Origin of the sequence: Ralstonia sp. R-29, assembly GCF_049913345.1 — a bacterium.
Lineage (GTDB): Bacteria > Pseudomonadota > Gammaproteobacteria > Burkholderiales > Burkholderiaceae > Ralstonia.
Map to the genome: position 1 here is coordinate 427,784 of NZ_CP184378.1, position 15,418 is coordinate 443,201.

Here is a 15,418-nt window from a genome sequence, read left to right on the forward strand (position 1 = left end):
CTGCCAAGGCTGTCAATCGCGCGCCAGAGGCCGTCAGCCCTACGCGCATTCAAGTTTCCTTTCCATCTGCCCGATAGCGCATAGAGAGCGCGTGCAATCGCGCCGGGGAGCACCGCGCACGACGCGGACACAAAAACGCATGGAGGGAAGGAAGATGAATCGACTGACGCTTCGACAGAAGCTGTGGCTGCCGCTCGTCCTGAGCTGGGCATGTCTGCTGGTGATCGCGTTGTGGAGCGCATGGAGCGCGCGCATGGTGCGCATGGAGGAGCGGCAACGCGATCTCCAGAACGTCAGCGCAACGGCATTCAGCGTGATCAAGGAGTACGCCCAACTCGCGCAGGAGGGCAAGATGTCGGTGGACGAGGCCAAGGCACAAGCCATGGCCCGCCTCAAGGACATGCGCTACGGCACCGACGGCTACTTCTCGCTGTCGCACAGCGACACCGTCTCGGTCATGCACCCGTTCAAGCCGGAGATGGTCGGCAAGAACATGTCGGCCGTCACCGACCCTGCCGGCACGCACCTGTTCGCGGATATTGCGCGCACGGCCAAGGCCGGTGGCGGGTTCGTGCGTTATCTCTGGCCGAAGCCCGGCAGCGACAAGGCTGAACCCAAGCTGACCTACGTGGCCTACTACGAGCCGTGGGATTGGTCCATGACCACCGGTCTGTATATCGACGACGTTGAGGCAGCGTTCCACGCCTCACTGGCGCAGGCGCTCGGGTTGCTGGTCGGGGTGGGGCTGCTGATGACGCTCGTGGTGGTCACGGTCACGCGTGGTGTTCAGCGTCAATTGGGTGGCGAGCCGGCTTACGCGGCGGATATTGCCACCCGCATCGCCAAAGGCGATCTCGCCATGCACGTGCAGACGCGTACGGGCGATCAGGACAGCATGCTCTACGCCATGGCACAGATGCAGCGCGAGCTGACGGGCACGATTACCCATATCAAGACCTCGGCCGATTCCATTGCCAGTGCAACCAAGCAGATCGCTGCCGGCAATGCCGACTTGTCGCAACGTACGGAGCAGCAGGCCAGCTCGCTGGAAGAAACCGCCTCCAGCATGGAAGAGCTGACCAGCATCGTGAAGCAGAACGCCGACAACGCGCGTCAGGCCAGCACGCTGGCGGTGAACGCCTCGGACATCGCCGTCAAGGGCGGCGAGGTGGTGGGCCGTGTGGTCGAGACCATGTCGGGCATCAACGAGAGCAGCAAGAAGATCGCCGACATCATCGGCGTGATCGAGGGCATCGCGTTCCAGACCAATATCCTGGCGCTCAATGCCGCCGTGGAAGCCGCCCGTGCGGGTGAGCAGGGCCGAGGTTTTGCCGTGGTGGCAGGCGAAGTGCGCAGCCTTGCACAGCGTTCGGCCGGTGCGGCCAAGGAGATCAAGGAACTGATTGGCGATTCGGTAGGCCGTGTGCAGAACGGCTCGGCGCTGGTGCAGGAAGCGGGTGCGGTGATTGAGGAGGTGGTGACCGCGGTCAAGCGCGTGACGGACATCATGGGCGAGATTTCGGCCGCGTCGGATGAGCAGAGCTCGGGCATCGAACAGGTCAACCAGGCCGTCAATCAGATGGACGAGGTGACGCAACAGAATGCGGCGTTGGTCGAACAGGCCGCAGCGGCGGCGCTGTCATTGGAGGAGCAGGCGCAAATCCTGCGCACGGCGGTGGGGCGCTTCCAGGTATAACCGCGCGTACGCCCAAAATGCACAAGGCCGGCAAATATGCCGGCCTTGTTCTTTTGTGGTTTCCGGATGCCTCTATGGGCTGTCTCGGAGGTGCAACTTGCTGCGGTTCAGGCGACCAGAAAATCTTCCACCTTGCGGCCCGCCGACAACTCCTTGACCAACCAGCCCGGACGCTTGCCACGGCCCGTCCAGGTATTGCCGTTGTTGTCGCGATAACGCACGGGCACCTTGCGGCCAGCCTTTTTCGAAACCACGCCGGCCTTGCTGCCAAAACCGAGGTCATCGGCGGTCAGGCCGTATTCCACGATCTTCTGCTTGATTTCGGCGATCACGGCCGCCTGTTCATTTGCCCGGAGTTCATCGGCCTGGCGCTGCAGTTCAGAGATCTTCTGAACAATTTCCTTGTAAGTCGACATTATGGATTCCTCAATTTTTGCCATTGAAACATGGGCACGCTCCCCGTAGCCCACGGCATTATAACGACTTTCATGTGAGCGATGAATTCCGTTAAGACCTAATGTTTACAGTTGCATTCCATGTGAGGCGCGTGGAGCCAAAACCGTGATGGCGCTTGGCTTTGTGCCGAATGCCGATTCGTGAACAGGTGAAGATTTTTCAGCCTTTGATGCATTGCTGAGACAATGGAGACAAACTGCTGCGCCTGCACAATTCGTACACAATTTTCTTATGTGATTGCTTCATTGCCCCGGCAATGCTGGCGCTTGGCACTGTAATGTTTTCAAGCGCTGAGTTGAAAGGTTGGCGAAAGGTTTTACGCCATGCATCAAAATGGCGCATTTTCTGTACCAACGCCGTCAGGCGGCCTGTAAATTCATCCAGTCTTGAAATGCTTGGGCGGGTAGCGGACGTGCCAGCAGATAGCCTTGCACCTGATCGCAATGCAGATGGATCAGGGCTTGCATTTGCGCCTCGGTTTCCACGCCTTCGGCTACGACCGTCATTTCCAAGGAGTGCGCCATTGCACAGATGGCGCGGATGATGGCGGCGGCTTCAGGTGGGTTGTCGTCGAGCGCGCTGACAAATGCCCGATCGATTTTGATCTGCTGGGCGCGGAAGCGCTGCAGATAGCTGAGGCTGGAGTAACCGGTACCGAAATCGTCGATGGCGACTTCAAAACCGAGCGATTGAATCTGCCGGATTGTGGCAATGCTCTGGCTGGCATCGCGCATGGCGGCGGTTTCCGTAATCTCGAACATCAGCCGGTGTGCCGACACGTGATAGCGGTGCAGGATCTGCGAGAGCCGCTGCACGAGGTCGGGCTGCTGAAACTGACGTGGCGAGAGATTCACGGCGATGCGCTGCGGGGCCATGCCGGCGGCATCCCAGTGCATGATCTGGCGGCAGACTTCTTCCACCACCCAGTCGCCCAATTCAACAATGGTGCCGGTGCGCTCGGCCAGCGGGATGAACTCAGCAGGCGACACCGGGCCAAGCTCCGGGTGATTCCAGCGCAGCAGTGCCTCGGCGCCGGTCATGGCCCGCGTGCGGGTATCGAACTTGGGCTGGTAGTACACCGACAGCTGCCCGTTGAGCGCCGCGTGCGAGAGCGAACGTTGAATCTGCAGCACACGGTGCGCGGTGGTGTTCAGGCGCGGTTCAAAAAAGCGGTAGGCGTTGCCGGTGGACTGCTTGCAGTCGAACATGGCAGCGTCGGCGTGTTCGAGCAGGGCATCGGCGGTGGCGCCGTTGTACGGGTGGATCACCACGCCGATGCTGGCTGTAGCGCGCACGCGGCGGCCGTCAATTTCAACGGATTCCCGCAGCCGGAACAGCAGCTTGTCGCCGATGGTGGCGGCGGCCTCTGGCAGGGCAAGGCCCTCGACCAGGATGCCGAACTCATCGCCACCGAGGCGGGCGACGGTGTCTTCACCGCGCACGGTTTGGCGCAGGCGCTCGGCAACGATCTGCAGCACGCGGTCGCCGGCGTTGTGTCCATGCTGCTCGTTGATCTGCGCGAAGTTGTCCAGGTCCAGATAGAACAGCGCGAAAGGTCGCCCGCGTCGCGTGGCGGAAACGATGGCGCCGTCGAGCGCCTGGCGCAGCTGCAAGCGGTTCGGCAGGCCGGTGAGCGCGTCGTGATGCTGCGGAATCTGCGGCTGGCTCGCCACGCGCGCCAGCGATGCGGTCAGGTGTGCCTGCGTGGAATCGACGCGGGTTTCCAACATGATCAGCACCGCATGCAAGCCCAGCGCGAGCAGCATGCCAGCGGCGCTCAGCATGATGGTCGGGATGATGTGCGCGGTCGGTTCCTCGGCTGTCCAAGCCGTCATCGACGGCCAGATCATCAGCGAGAAAACGGCAGAGGTTGCCAGCACTGCAGCGGCGCGCGCCCGCAGGCCAACCGCTTCCCGCCGCTGTGCCGGCGGCGCATGGAACGCCATCGACATGGCCAGGCACGCGCCCGCGCCCAGTATCAGCGTGCCGCCGCCGTAACTGAGCAGCATGCGCTGCAGTGTGAGCGTTGCGCCGCAGGCCCATGGGCGCGCCAGTTGAAGCTCCAACACCATGAGGCCGATGCCGAGCGCAGCTGCGCCGATGGCGAGGCCCCATCGCTGCAATGGTTGGCTGGGCGCGCTGAACGTCGCATCTGGCAACACCACGGTGAAGGCGGCCACCGAAGCGGCCAACGCCGTAAAGAGGCTGCCCAGCAACGGTGCCCCGAGCGACGCGCCAAGCGGCCGATGCAGGCCCACCTGGGCTAGCCAAAGCCCCGACCACAAGCCAATCCCAAGGATGGCGGCGCAGGCAATGCGCCAGTTGCGGCGTGTTGCGATCGTCGAGCCCCCCGGCAGACGTGTCGCGGCGTCTAGTGCGGCAAACGTGGTCAAGCCTGTGCTCACCCACGCAAACAGCAGCAGCGCAATATGGAAATCGTTATGCATGCGAGCGCATTCGGCGCGGCCCCCCGATTAGACCGACGCCTGTCTGTGTTTTGCGGCGAGGATAGCGCAATTGCCTGGTGTTTCAGGCAGCGAAAAGGCGACCTTGTTGTGCGCTATTCACAGAATGCGTCGGGATAAACCGTCGGAGTTGCATTGCATCAAGCCTGCGTGACGGCTCCGCACCTATCCAGATGCATCGGCAAGAAATGCCGGAACGTTGACCCGGGTATACGTGAATGGCAGGCGCGGGGTGATTGCGCCTAGCCCCGACGTTTCAGGCGTGCAGCCGGCCGCGACGGCGCGAAGCTGGGGTGGCTGCGCCGGCGCGCTCCAGATCGACGCTGGGCAGCAGGTGCAGCAGGCGCACTAGCTCAGACTGGCGGTGCGTGCCGGTCTTGCGCAGGATGTCGCGGATGTGTACCCGCACGGTATGCAGCGAGAGGAATTCGCGGTCGGCAATTTCCTGCAGGGTTTCGCCGGCAGCCAAGCGGGCGGCGACGATGCATTCCTTATTGGTCAGCCCGAACAGCGAGGCCAGCACGCCAGCATCCATCACCGAGCGGGTTTCGGAGTTGCCCACGAGCACCAGCGCCAGCGGCGACGCCCAGCCCGAACGCATGGCGTCGGAAGGTGCCAGCGGCGTAGCGATAAACGGCACTGGGCGCCCATCGCGTGCCAGATACATCCACGAACCCGCTGCGCCTTGCACGCCCAGGGAGCCCGCGGCCGTTTCAATCAGCGCGCGCAGCGCACTGTCGTGCGTATGGTCACCGGAATGCAATTTGCCGCCATCCAGCGACAAACGGTCGTCTTCTGCGGCCATCGCGCGCGCCCAGGCGTTGGCGTATTTCACGCGCATGGTGCGTTCGATGACCATGACGCCAAAGTCGAGCGTATCCAGCCCCGCCATGCCGAGCGCGGCGAGTTCGTTCAGTTCCTGGTTGCGTTGCTGCATGCGCGCAGCGCGCTGCAGATGCGGCAGCACGCGTTGCAGGCGCTGTTCGCGCTCGCTGGCGCTGACTTCCGAGGCGCCGTCGCGCGTACGCAGGCGCATCGTGACGCACAGGTCGGGTGTGTCGACCAGGGTCATGGCATTGGCAGGGGCGTCGTCGGCGTCGTCTGCCGGCTGCGCGTTGAGGACTTGCGGGTCCTGGCAGAAGGCGTTGCACTGGCCCGGCTGCGGGCATTGCGCGCACCAGCCTGACGACACGCCTTGGCGCGGCGTCTCGGTGTGTTTGTCCCAAACAAAATAATGTGCGCTTTCGGCCCCGGCGTAGACCGACAGGAGGGCCAGAGCGATCGGCATCTGCGCAGGTTCGAGCACCGCTTCGTAGATGGTATCGACGAGGCGGTGGAACTCTGCGTCATCTGATAGACGTTGCAGCATGATGGCCCCCGGTGCGTATTGCGATGGCTGGGGGCTGGGGCCCTCGCCAACGTTGTGTAGCGGCGTGATGCCGCTGTCGCTGTATTGATTGTTGTTGTTCTGCGCGACTTCTGTAGTAATCGGCAACTCTTTGGAGAAACTTAACATTCCGCTTGCGATGCTCCCAAATTCCGGCGGTGCTGTATCCCCCCCTCGAGAGGGGAGTATGGCCGACTTTCAGCGCTGAAAATATAAAAAATATACAAAATAGCTTAACGTGTTCAGTGCTTGCCCTAGTTGAATTGGTAGGTGTAAGCGGCGTTGAAGCGCAGCGCACGCGAGCTGCTGTTGATGGGCTTATCGCCCATCGGGCGCGCGATGGCCAAGTCCAGCGTGTAGTACTTCCGGTCTGAAAAGCGCACGCCCAGAGCTATCGAGCCGAGCTGGTCGTGCACCAGTGTGCCCGCATTCGAATACACCTTGGCCGTGTCGTACAGCACGTAGGGCTGCACAGTCTTCAGATAGTCCATCGATACTGTAAAGGCGCGGTTGAGCTCCACCGACGCGCCCCAGCCGCGGTCGCCTGCCACCTCGCCAGCCGGGTAGGCGAGACCGAAGAAGCGCCCGCCAAAGCTGATCTGTTCCGACGACGGCAGCACCGCGCCACTGTACTGCGCGGCGCCCGATACCACCACGCCAAAACCGAAGGGCAGATCGTGCGCTTCGCTGGCGGTCATGCGTGTACGCAGGAAGCCCAGGTCGACATTATTGTTGATCGACTTGCTCGCTCCAAGACCGCTGATGCCTTGATACAGGCCTAACGAGGCGCGGCGCGTCTCGCCGGGTTTCACTTCCGTATACAAGGCCTCGGCGCCGGCTACGCGCACCTTGGCATCCAGTTCGGTCTGTGGGAGGGCGGTGTTCTGGGGCGAATAGCGTTGCGTATCGTCGTTGCCGTAGAACGTGCCGGTGAGCGTGAGGCTGCGCGCGTTCGACAGCAGCACCGGGTAGCTGAGCGACAGGCCCAACCGCTGTGTATCGGTCAGATAGCGCGACTGGTAGCCGAGCTGCTCAAGCGGCAGGTTTTCGGGCATGCCGCGATAGTGCGACCAGGAGAGCTTGGCCAGCAGCCCGTCGGTACCAATGGGTTGTGCCCACGTGGCGGAGTAGAACGTTTCATGGTCAGACCCACGCGGCTGCAGCGTGGACACGGTGATCTGCTCGCCAAACGGCGTCACGCTGTTGAGCGTGCCCGTGATGACGGCGCGCACGCCAGGCTTGCGGTATTCGATGCCGGTGCCGATGGTGTACGGCTGGCGCTTGACGTTGAGCACGAGTTCGCTCGCACCATCGGTGGTGGTGGGCGGCTGCACGGTCGCGGTGATCTGCACACCGGGCTGCTGCGCGAGCACGCCGGTCACACGCTCGAAGGTCTCGCGGCGCAAGGGCTTTTCATCCATCAGGCGTTGCGAGATTTCGCGCAGGCGGCCCTCCAGCGGCCCGGGCGTGCCCTCGACGCGCATGCGCGCAACGTAGCCTTCCACCACGGTCACGCGTACCACGCCGCCTTCAAACGTCTGTGCGGGCACGAAGGCGAACGACAGCGGATACCCGCGATCGGCATACAGCTTGGTCGCATCATTGGCCGCCTGCAGCAGTTGCGCGACGGTGATGTCATGCCCGGCCAGCGGAGCAAAGTACGCGGCGATCTCGGGAAACGGCAGCGTCTTCACGCCTTCGATCTGGAACTTGGTGGGCGTGAGGTGCGTGGCGAGCAGATTTTCCAGCGCTGGGTTCGGCCGCTGCACTTCCACTTGGATCTTCTGCTGGGGCGGACGGGACGTATCGACCTTGGGCAGCGTATCGATCGGGTTGCCTTGGGTAGGGCTGCTTTGCGCCCAGCTCAGCGCCGGGTGGGCCAGGGCAACGCCCGTGGCCAGGGCCAACCGCAGGGTGGTGGTCCGCACGCCTGTCTCCTCCGTGATGGGGTGTTCGTTTGTGGTGAAGCAAAGCCGCGCATTGATCGCCGCGCGCTGCATCAAACGATAACCGCGAGACATGGTGCTTTACAACAAATCACATAGAAGCAACGTTCACGCAGCGCAACGGCCCATGGTAGATACCGATGGCACGTAGTCCCGCGTGGCTTTGTCCAGTACGGACAAGGCTTGCCGCAGCGTGGATGCGTGTTTAAAACAAGCGGCGGACCGGCTTGGCTTGAAGCGAGTCCGCCGTTTGTCGATCAGTGGTGCGTGCCGGTGCCGCCGAGTACGCCGCCCACCGTGCCAAGCAATCCGCCCACCGCGCCAGTCACCGGTGCCAACGGTGTGGTGCTGCCGGTCGACGTCACGCTCGTACCGACTGTGCTGACGACAGCGCCAACCGGCGCAGTGACTGCACTGATCGGGCTGCTGCCGCCTGTGGCGCCGCCAAGACTACCGAGCGCACCGGTGATCGGTGCCAGAGGATTGCCACTGCCGGCCGCGCCACCGAGGCCACCCAATACGCTGGTAATCGGCGCCAGCGGACTGCTGCCACCAGTGGCGCCACCCAGCCCACCGAGCGCGCCCGTGATGGGCGACAGCGGGTTGGAGCCGCCCGTAGCGCCACCCAAGCCGCCGAGGCCACCCAACAAGCCGGTGATGGGCGCAAGCGGATTGCTCGGCGACGACGTGGGCGAATACGCTACGCCGCCCAGCGCGCCAACGGTGTTGCCGACCGCGGTGACGACGCCGCCCAGCCCGCTGACCACTGGCGCGTGCGTGTTGGTGAGCGTGGTGCCGCCATTGGCTACGGCGCCGCCCAAGGTGCCCAGCAGCGTATTGCTGGGCGAGCCCAGGCCGGTGGTGGCACCTGCGGTTTGCGTGGCACTGGTGAGCTGCGATGTGAGCGGCACGATGGCCGTACTCAACTGTTGCGTGAGTTGCTCCACTGGGCCAGTCGACAGCGCGGTGCCGAGCGTACCTCCACCATTCGCCACCGCCTGGCCAACCTGCATGACCACACCGGCGAGCGGCGTCGTCACGGGGGACAGCGGCGCCAGCGGGCCAGTCCCCAGGTTGTTGACCAGCGTGCCAGCACTGGTGACGGTGTTCCCGGCGCCCGTCACGACGTTACCGAGGCTCGATACCGTCGTGCCAACCGGGTTGGAACTGTTGGGGATGTTGCCCAGACCGCTCTGCACGCCGGTGCCCAGCGCGGACACGGTCGTGCCCAGGTTGTCGACGACGCCACCCAGACCGCTTTGCACGCCGCTGAGTTGCGACGGCAGCGGGGCGCTCTTGATGGCGGAGCCCAGTCCGCTGATGGTCGAGCCGGTGGCGGTGACCACATTGCCGGCGCTATTCAATACGGCGCCGGTCGGCGTCAGCGCCGCAGGCGAAGGTGCCGGAGAGGGCGACGGCGACGGTGAGGGAGAAGGCGAGGGGGACGGAGACGGAGACGGGCTCGGCGTGGAGCCACCGCCCGTGTTGTTGTTCGACCCGCCACCGCCGGTTGAACCGCCCAGCGAGCTACCCAGATCCCCCGAGCCCGAGCTGGCGCAACCGCCCAGCACCAGCAAGCTTGCCATGGTGGCTGCCAGGCATTTGATGTTCTTGTTCATGGTTGTTCTCCCGTTTTAAAAGTCCGCTTTTTCGAAGCTGGAAAATGGTCCCAATGTCGATTTGGGTCAGCGGACTCTGCAAACGGTGTGCCATGGCAAGATTATTTCGCCATGCGTAACGGCTTATGTTGTTTTGGCGGTTTTCATGCAGAAATACGGTCTGAATTATGAAATTCTCATAAAGATCGGATTTTCTTACCCTACCAAAGTTGGGATAAAACGTTTGCGCGCCGGGGTTATGTCGAGCGCAATGTGTTCCGTGTCACGTTACACCGTAACGTCCGGAACACGGATTTTCGGGTCGTAACAGGCGTGTTCCAGGGCTGGGTTATCCCGTAGAACCGCCTGCAAACCCTCGTCAGAATGCGGTTTCCTAAAAATTGAGTGCGCGTTCTCACGCAATTGGCATGGCAATTGCAGAAACAGGCCCGCTGTCCGCATTACCGAGCTCAGACATCAGGAACACAACCATTCCAAGAAGGGGACGGACCATGACTCACACTCGACACGCCATCCGCGTCGCGCCGTTGGCCTGCGCTGTTGCCGCACTGCTGCTTGCGGCTTGTTCTTCGGGAGGCTCCGGCTCCGGCAGTTCGCCAGACCCGAGCCCGAATGATCTGACTGGCGTGACGCCGGTCGGCAAGGTCGCCAACGGCACCGGCAATACGGTGGTGGCGACGGGCCAGGCAGTCAGCAGCCTGGGGACCACACTGCAAAACGCCAATATTCCTGGCCTGTCCGACCAAGCCAAGGCTGGCCTGGGTGGCACGGTCTCTAACACCGGCCAGGCGATTAGCGACCTAGGTCTGGGCGTGCAAAACGGCGTGGGCAAGATGGGGCAGAACCCGAATCCGATCGGCACCACGGTCGCCAGCACTGGCAATGTCGTGACTGACGTGGGGCACGCTACGGTGAGCGCCGGTTCCCTCGTTCAGGGGCTGGGGCAAGGCTCCGGCGCTCCGCTGGCTCCGATTACGCAACCGGTGGGCGGTGGTGTGCAGCAGGTTGGTCAGGCGCTGATTGGCGGCGGCACGCTGCTGGGTAGCGCGCTGTCTTCCGGCGCAGTGCAGCAGGTTACGCAGCAGGCCAGCTCGGCCATCGTGCCGGTCACCACGCAGGTCACCAACGCCACGCAAATGGCCGGCGATTCCACCGGCCTGGGCGGCCAGGGGAACACGCTGCTGGGCGCGGTGGGCAACGGCGTGGCGGGCGTCGGCTCCACCATTACCGGGACGGGCGCACCTGTGGTGTCCAGCCTGGGCCCCATCGTGACTTCGGTGGGGACAACCGTGGCGCTGGCCGGCGGCGTTGGTACGGCCGGCGGCTCCAGCGGCAGCAACCCGCTGAGCAGTTTGCTGGGTGGCGTGGGTGGCGCGGGCGGTGGCAGCAATCCGTTGGCACCCGTGACCGGCCTGCTGGGTGGCTTGGGCGGGGCGACTGGCGGCTCCAACCCGCTGGCTCCCGTTACCAGCGCGCTCGGCGGCGTGAGCGGCGCAACCGGCGGAACTTCGGGCAGCAACCCCTTGGCCCCTGTAACGAACTTGCTGGGTGGTGTAGGCAACCTGGCGCACTGAGCAGTACCTGTCTGTGCTCTTGAAGGTGCGCGGGCGCGTTCCCGTCGCTCGCGCATCCTTTTTTTGACCTGGACAGAGAATGGGGAGCGTTCAGACCGACCCGGTATTCATGGATTCCCCGCCTATATAGTGGGTTTAATCTGCTGATCATTAAGGGATTTCCATGAGATTTCAGAGGGGTGGCTGGGTTTTTCATAAAAATGAATAGAGGTATTATTCTAATTCAACATAAGTACCTCACTTGAGTTATTTCCCGTTACGGGCTGCACACCTATAAAAGCGTTACGGGGTGTTACGTGACATGCGTGACACTCCGGTAACGCCATAAAGCAAAAGCAGTTTGGGTGAGGGAGCGGGCATGAAAACGATCATCACGCGTTTTTTGCGCGAAGAGGACGGGGCGACCGCCATCGAATATGGCCTGATTGCGGGGCTGATCGCGGCGGCAATTGTCGCAAATGTGGGTGGGGTTGGAACGCAGTTGGGCAGCGTTCTCAACTACGTCAGCACCAAGCTGAGCGCCATCGTGCCATCCAGCTGATCCGGCAATCCAGAACAAATACCAACAGGGCGAGTGCACAGCAGGAGAGAGATCATGAAAAAAGCCATTCTTCAGTTCATCCGCGAAGAGCAAGGTGCCACGGCGATCGAATACGGCTTGATGGCGGGCTTGATCGCCGCAGGCATCGTGACGGCTGTGGGTGGTGTCGGCACCAACCTCACCAGCGTTTTCAACTACATCAAGGGCAAGCTGGTCACCCCGGCGACTTGATCGATGGCCCTGACTCAGCTTGCGGACATCGCAGGCTGGGCGGCGGTCGCAACCTTCGCGGTTCTTGCCATCTGGTTTGATTTGCGCGCCCGGCGGGTGCCGAACTGGCTCGTCCTGACGGGTCTGGTGCTGGCGGTTGCGCTGATGGGGCTGGGGCCGGTTCGGGCCCTGGCGCCGGATTGGCGTGACGCGCTGCTGGGCGGCGCAATCGGGTTTGCCGTGTTTCTGCCGCTGTATGCACTGCGGTGGATGGGGGCTGGCGACGTCAAGTTCTTTGCCGTCGCGGGCCTGCTGTGCGGCTGGCATGGACTGCTGCCGGTGTGGGTGGTCGGCAGCCTGCTGGCTGGGCTGCACGGGCTGCTCATTGTGGTGGCGCGGCGCATGGATGCGGCAAGCCCCGCGGCGTGGTTGCTGATGCGTGCGTGCCCGGCCGTGGTTCGGTGGGACGCGGCGCAAGCGGGCCAGCGCGGTATTCCCTATGCGGCTTATATGGCGATTGGGCTATTGGCCCTGCCATGGCTGCACTAACGGGCAGAAGGGGCTGAACCCGCCCAGCAAGGAAAAACGATGGCTGAGACGGCACTGGAGACGCCGCCGCCCATGCAGACAGGTTGAATCAGAGCCGCATCAAGCGGCCATACGCTAAGAGAGGGGATCGGCCATGCCGACAGGACAACGGGAACGGGCGTGCCAGCAGGCACGCCGGCGCGGTAGCTCGGGCGCTGTCTCCATCGAGTTTGCGGTGGTGCTGCCGGTCTTGCTCACGCTGATGCTGGGCATCACGTACTACGGCCTGATCTTTGCCATGCAGCAGGTGCTGACGCTGGCCGCCGAAGAAGGTGCCCGCGCTGCCTTGCGCTACCAGCCTTCCAACACGCAACGCGTTGCCGCCGCCTATACGGCCGCCACTGCCGCGCTGCCGTCATTCATCAGTTCGCAGGTCACCACTAACCAGAGCGGCGCGCCGCTGGTGACGTGTCCGACCATCACCAGCATGCAATGCCTGAGCGTGGTGCTCACCCTGCCGGTCACCACGGGCACGAACCCGCTCTTGCCCTCCATTCCGCTGCTGCCGGTGCCGTCAGCGCTGACGGGGTCTGCGGTGGTGCAACTCGTGCCCAGCACGTAGTGCGCCGATGCGCCGCCGCCCGCCCATCTCTTCCATCGACTGCATCGACACACCGCCCCGATGACCAGCAAACACCTCCAGATCTTTGCCGCTGCGTTGCTGCTGCTTGCCGCCATTCTGGGCGCGGTGGCCTGGCGTAGCGCCCACAAGCCGCCGCCTGCACCGGTGAGCGTGCGGGAAGACGGCAAGACGCTGTACCCGGTCGTTGTCACCACCAAGCCATTGGAGGCCGGCAAGCCCATCACAGGCGATGCGGTGGAGGTAGCGTTGCTGCCGATCAACCCGACCGATTCTTTCTCTGGCGTTGCCCAGGTGATTGGCCGTGAGCCGATTGTCGCGCTGGGTGGCGGCGTACCGCTGATTGGCTCGCAACTCTCGTCGGGGTTGGCGCTACAGGTGACGCCGGGCCAGCGCGCGGTAGCGATCACGGTGGATGAAGTCATCGGCGTGGGCAACCGCGTGGAGCCCGGCGACTACGTTGACGTGTTCTTCGTGACCCGCCGCGATGGGCAGGAGATTGACGGCAGCGTCGCCAAGCTGCTGCTGCCGCATCTGCGCGTGCTGGCGTTCGGCACGCAGGCCGTGAACGAGAGCCCGCAAAAAACGCAGGAAGGCGGCGCGATGACGCGCAAGGTGGAACCGGCCAAGACGGCCGTGCTCTCGGTGCCGGTGGAGGCCGTGAGCCGGCTGGCGATGGCGCATCAATCGGGCCGCTTGCTGCTGGCATTGCGTAACCCGGCCGATGACGCCGAGCCGACCGTCAAGCCGCAGGATGCCGCGCTGCTGGCCGCAACCAACCGCAACCCGCTGGATGTGGCGCAAGCCGGCGTGTCGATCACCAGCGTGACGGGCGAGACGCGCCGACTCCAATCTGTACAAGTCCCGCCGCTTCCGGTGGTGACCGCCGCGCGCAGCACCGTGCGCAGCCCGTCTGCCGGCGGCGTTGAAATCATCCGCGCAGGAAAACGTGAGGAGCAACATGACTGAAGCCGCCGTAAATCGGGGTTGGGCGGGCGGTTGGATGGGCGCGCTTGCGTTCGGCTGCGCGGCGTTCGTGGCGACGGCGTTTGCCGAGACGGCACCGAGTGCGCCCAGTGGACAAGCCTTGCACTTGCTGACCGGCAGCCAGCGGGAGATCCGCCTGGGCAAACCGCTGGAGCGCATCGCCATCGGCAACCCCGACGTGGCCGACGCGTTGTTGCTCAAGGGCCGGGGCGCGGCCAACAGCTTGCTGATCATCGCCAAGAAACCCGGCGCCGCCAGCGTAATGGTGTGGACGCAGGGTGGGACGGCTATCACGTACAACGTGCAGGTGGATGCCGCAGCGCCCCAGCAGGGGGACCCCGATGTCAATGCGCAGGGCGATGCCGCCGTGGTGTCTGGTCAACCGAAGAACGTGTATGCACTGGCCCGCGCGCGGCGCGCGGCGGCATCGGCCAGCGGCGCGGAAAAACCGAAGGATGGCAACATCATCGACAACACGACGCTCAACGTGCCCGGCACCGTGCAGGTGGACGTGCGTGTGGTGGAGTTCAGCAAGACCGTGCTCAAGCAGGCCGGGTTCACCTTCACACGCAACCGTGGCGGCTTCACGTTCGGCAGTTTTGCGCCGACGTCGCTCACGCAGTACAGCGTGACCAACAACAGCCTGACGACGCAGTCGACCATGCCGGTCAGCTCGGCGTTCAACCTGCTGATCTCGTCGTTCAGCAAGGGCATCTTTGCCGATCTGAGCCTGATCGAATCCAACGGCATGGCGCGCGTGCTGGCCGAACCCAGCCTGGTGGCGCTGTCAGGGCAGAGCGCCAACTTCCTGGCCGGCGGCGAGATCCCGATTCCCGTGCCGCAGGCGCTCGGTACCACCACCATCGAATACAAGCCGTTCGGGATCGGGCTGACGGTGTCGCCGACCATCCTGTCGGAAAACCGCATCGCCCTGAAAGTGGCGCCCGAGGCGAGCGACCTGGACTTCAGCCGCGGCATCACGCTCAACGGCGCCACCGTGCCGGCCATCGTGACGCGCCGTGCAGACACGATGGTGGAGCTGGGCGACGGCGAGAGCTTCGTCATCGGCGGGCTGGTGAGCCGCTCCACGCTGTCGAATCTCGACAAGGTGCCATTCCTGGGCGACGTGCCGATCATCGGGACGTTCTTCAAGCGCGTGAACTACAACCAGGAGGAGCGCGAACTGGTGATCATCGTGACGCCGCATCTGGTCAAGCCGATGGCGCGCAATGCCCCCATCGACAAGATGCTGCCGGGCCAGACCGATGGGCGGGACCGCGACCGTGCGGGCGCGCCGGTGTGGCGGCCGTTTGCCCTGGGCATTGCTGATCCGGCGACCATGCCGGGCTTCTCGCGCTAAGGGGCGGGC

Annotated in this window: 13 protein-coding genes; 8 read left to right on the forward strand and 5 right to left on the reverse strand. The window is 63.8% G+C overall.

Translation table 11 applies throughout. The annotated features are described in order from the left end of the window. Positions 1-154: 154 nt before the first annotated feature. Complete coding sequence (locus tag ACN9M1_RS19160) at positions 155-1,696, forward strand: methyl-accepting chemotaxis protein (RefSeq protein ID WP_426400140.1); 1,542 nt, start codon at positions 155-157, stop codon at positions 1,694-1,696. A 107-nt stretch (positions 1,697-1,803) separates the two neighbouring features. Here ACN9M1_RS19160 and ACN9M1_RS19165 read toward each other — a convergent pair whose 3' ends face one another. The 5 genes from ACN9M1_RS19165 to ACN9M1_RS19185 all read right to left on the reverse strand — a co-directional run bounded on the left by ACN9M1_RS19165 (position 1,804) and on the right by ACN9M1_RS19185 (position 9,569). Then, positions 1,804-2,112 (reverse strand): H-NS family nucleoid-associated regulatory protein, encoded by a 309-nt coding sequence (locus ACN9M1_RS19165; RefSeq protein WP_426400141.1) that lies wholly within the window; start codon positions 2,110-2,112, stop codon positions 1,804-1,806. A gap of 399 nt (positions 2,113-2,511) precedes the next feature. Next, a complete protein-coding gene (locus ACN9M1_RS19170) occupies positions 2,512-4,599 on the reverse strand; it encodes a putative bifunctional diguanylate cyclase/phosphodiesterase (RefSeq protein WP_426400142.1) in 2,088 nt (695 codons plus the stop codon). 274 nt (positions 4,600-4,873) lie between these two features. Then, the gene (locus tag ACN9M1_RS19175; protein WP_426400143.1) at positions 4,874-6,133 is read right to left on the reverse strand and encodes a helix-turn-helix transcriptional regulator; all 1,260 of its coding nucleotides are present in this window, start codon (positions 6,131-6,133) and stop codon (positions 4,874-4,876) included. Positions 6,134-6,258: 125 nt separating this feature from the next. Beyond that, entirely contained in the window at positions 6,259-7,932 is a 1,674-nt protein-coding gene (locus ACN9M1_RS19180) for a ShlB/FhaC/HecB family hemolysin secretion/activation protein (protein WP_426400144.1), read from the reverse strand. Between the two features lie 275 nt (positions 7,933-8,207). Continuing rightward, positions 8,208-9,569 (reverse strand): collagen-like triple helix repeat-containing protein, encoded by a 1,362-nt coding sequence (locus tag ACN9M1_RS19185; protein ID WP_426400145.1) that lies wholly within the window; start codon positions 9,567-9,569, stop codon positions 8,208-8,210. Between the two features lie 491 nt (positions 9,570-10,060). Here ACN9M1_RS19185 and ACN9M1_RS19190 point away from each other — a divergent pair, with 491 nt between their 5' ends. From ACN9M1_RS19190 to ACN9M1_RS19220, 7 genes are all read left to right on the forward strand, one after another. After that, entirely contained in the window at positions 10,061-11,143 is a 1,083-nt protein-coding gene (locus ACN9M1_RS19190; protein WP_426400146.1) for a collagen-like triple helix repeat-containing protein, read from the forward strand. A 358-nt stretch (positions 11,144-11,501) separates the two neighbouring features. Continuing rightward, the gene (locus ACN9M1_RS19195; protein WP_426400147.1) at positions 11,502-11,684 is read left to right on the forward strand and encodes a Flp family type IVb pilin; all 183 of its coding nucleotides are present in this window, start codon (positions 11,502-11,504) and stop codon (positions 11,682-11,684) included. A 54-nt stretch (positions 11,685-11,738) separates the two neighbouring features. Next, positions 11,739-11,915: a Flp family type IVb pilin gene (locus ACN9M1_RS19200; protein WP_426400148.1), complete on the forward strand. Its 177-nt coding sequence runs from the start codon at positions 11,739-11,741 to the stop codon at positions 11,913-11,915. Positions 11,916-12,011: 96 nt separating this feature from the next. Then, complete coding sequence (locus ACN9M1_RS19205) at positions 12,012-12,443, forward strand: A24 family peptidase (protein ID WP_426400686.1); 432 nt, start codon at positions 12,012-12,014, stop codon at positions 12,441-12,443. 133 nt (positions 12,444-12,576) lie between these two features. Further along, complete coding sequence (locus ACN9M1_RS19210; RefSeq protein ID WP_426400149.1) at positions 12,577-13,044, forward strand: TadE/TadG family type IV pilus assembly protein; 468 nt, start codon at positions 12,577-12,579, stop codon at positions 13,042-13,044. A gap of 60 nt (positions 13,045-13,104) precedes the next feature. Next, complete coding sequence (cpaB, locus tag ACN9M1_RS19215; RefSeq protein ID WP_426400150.1) at positions 13,105-14,031, forward strand: Flp pilus assembly protein CpaB; 927 nt, start codon at positions 13,105-13,107, stop codon at positions 14,029-14,031. Continuing rightward, entirely contained in the window at positions 14,024-15,409 is a 1,386-nt protein-coding gene (locus ACN9M1_RS19220) for a type II and III secretion system protein family protein (RefSeq protein WP_426400151.1), read from the forward strand. Before cpaB ends, ACN9M1_RS19220 begins: the two co-directional genes overlap by 8 nt. Positions 15,410-15,418: the final 9 nt, after the last annotated feature.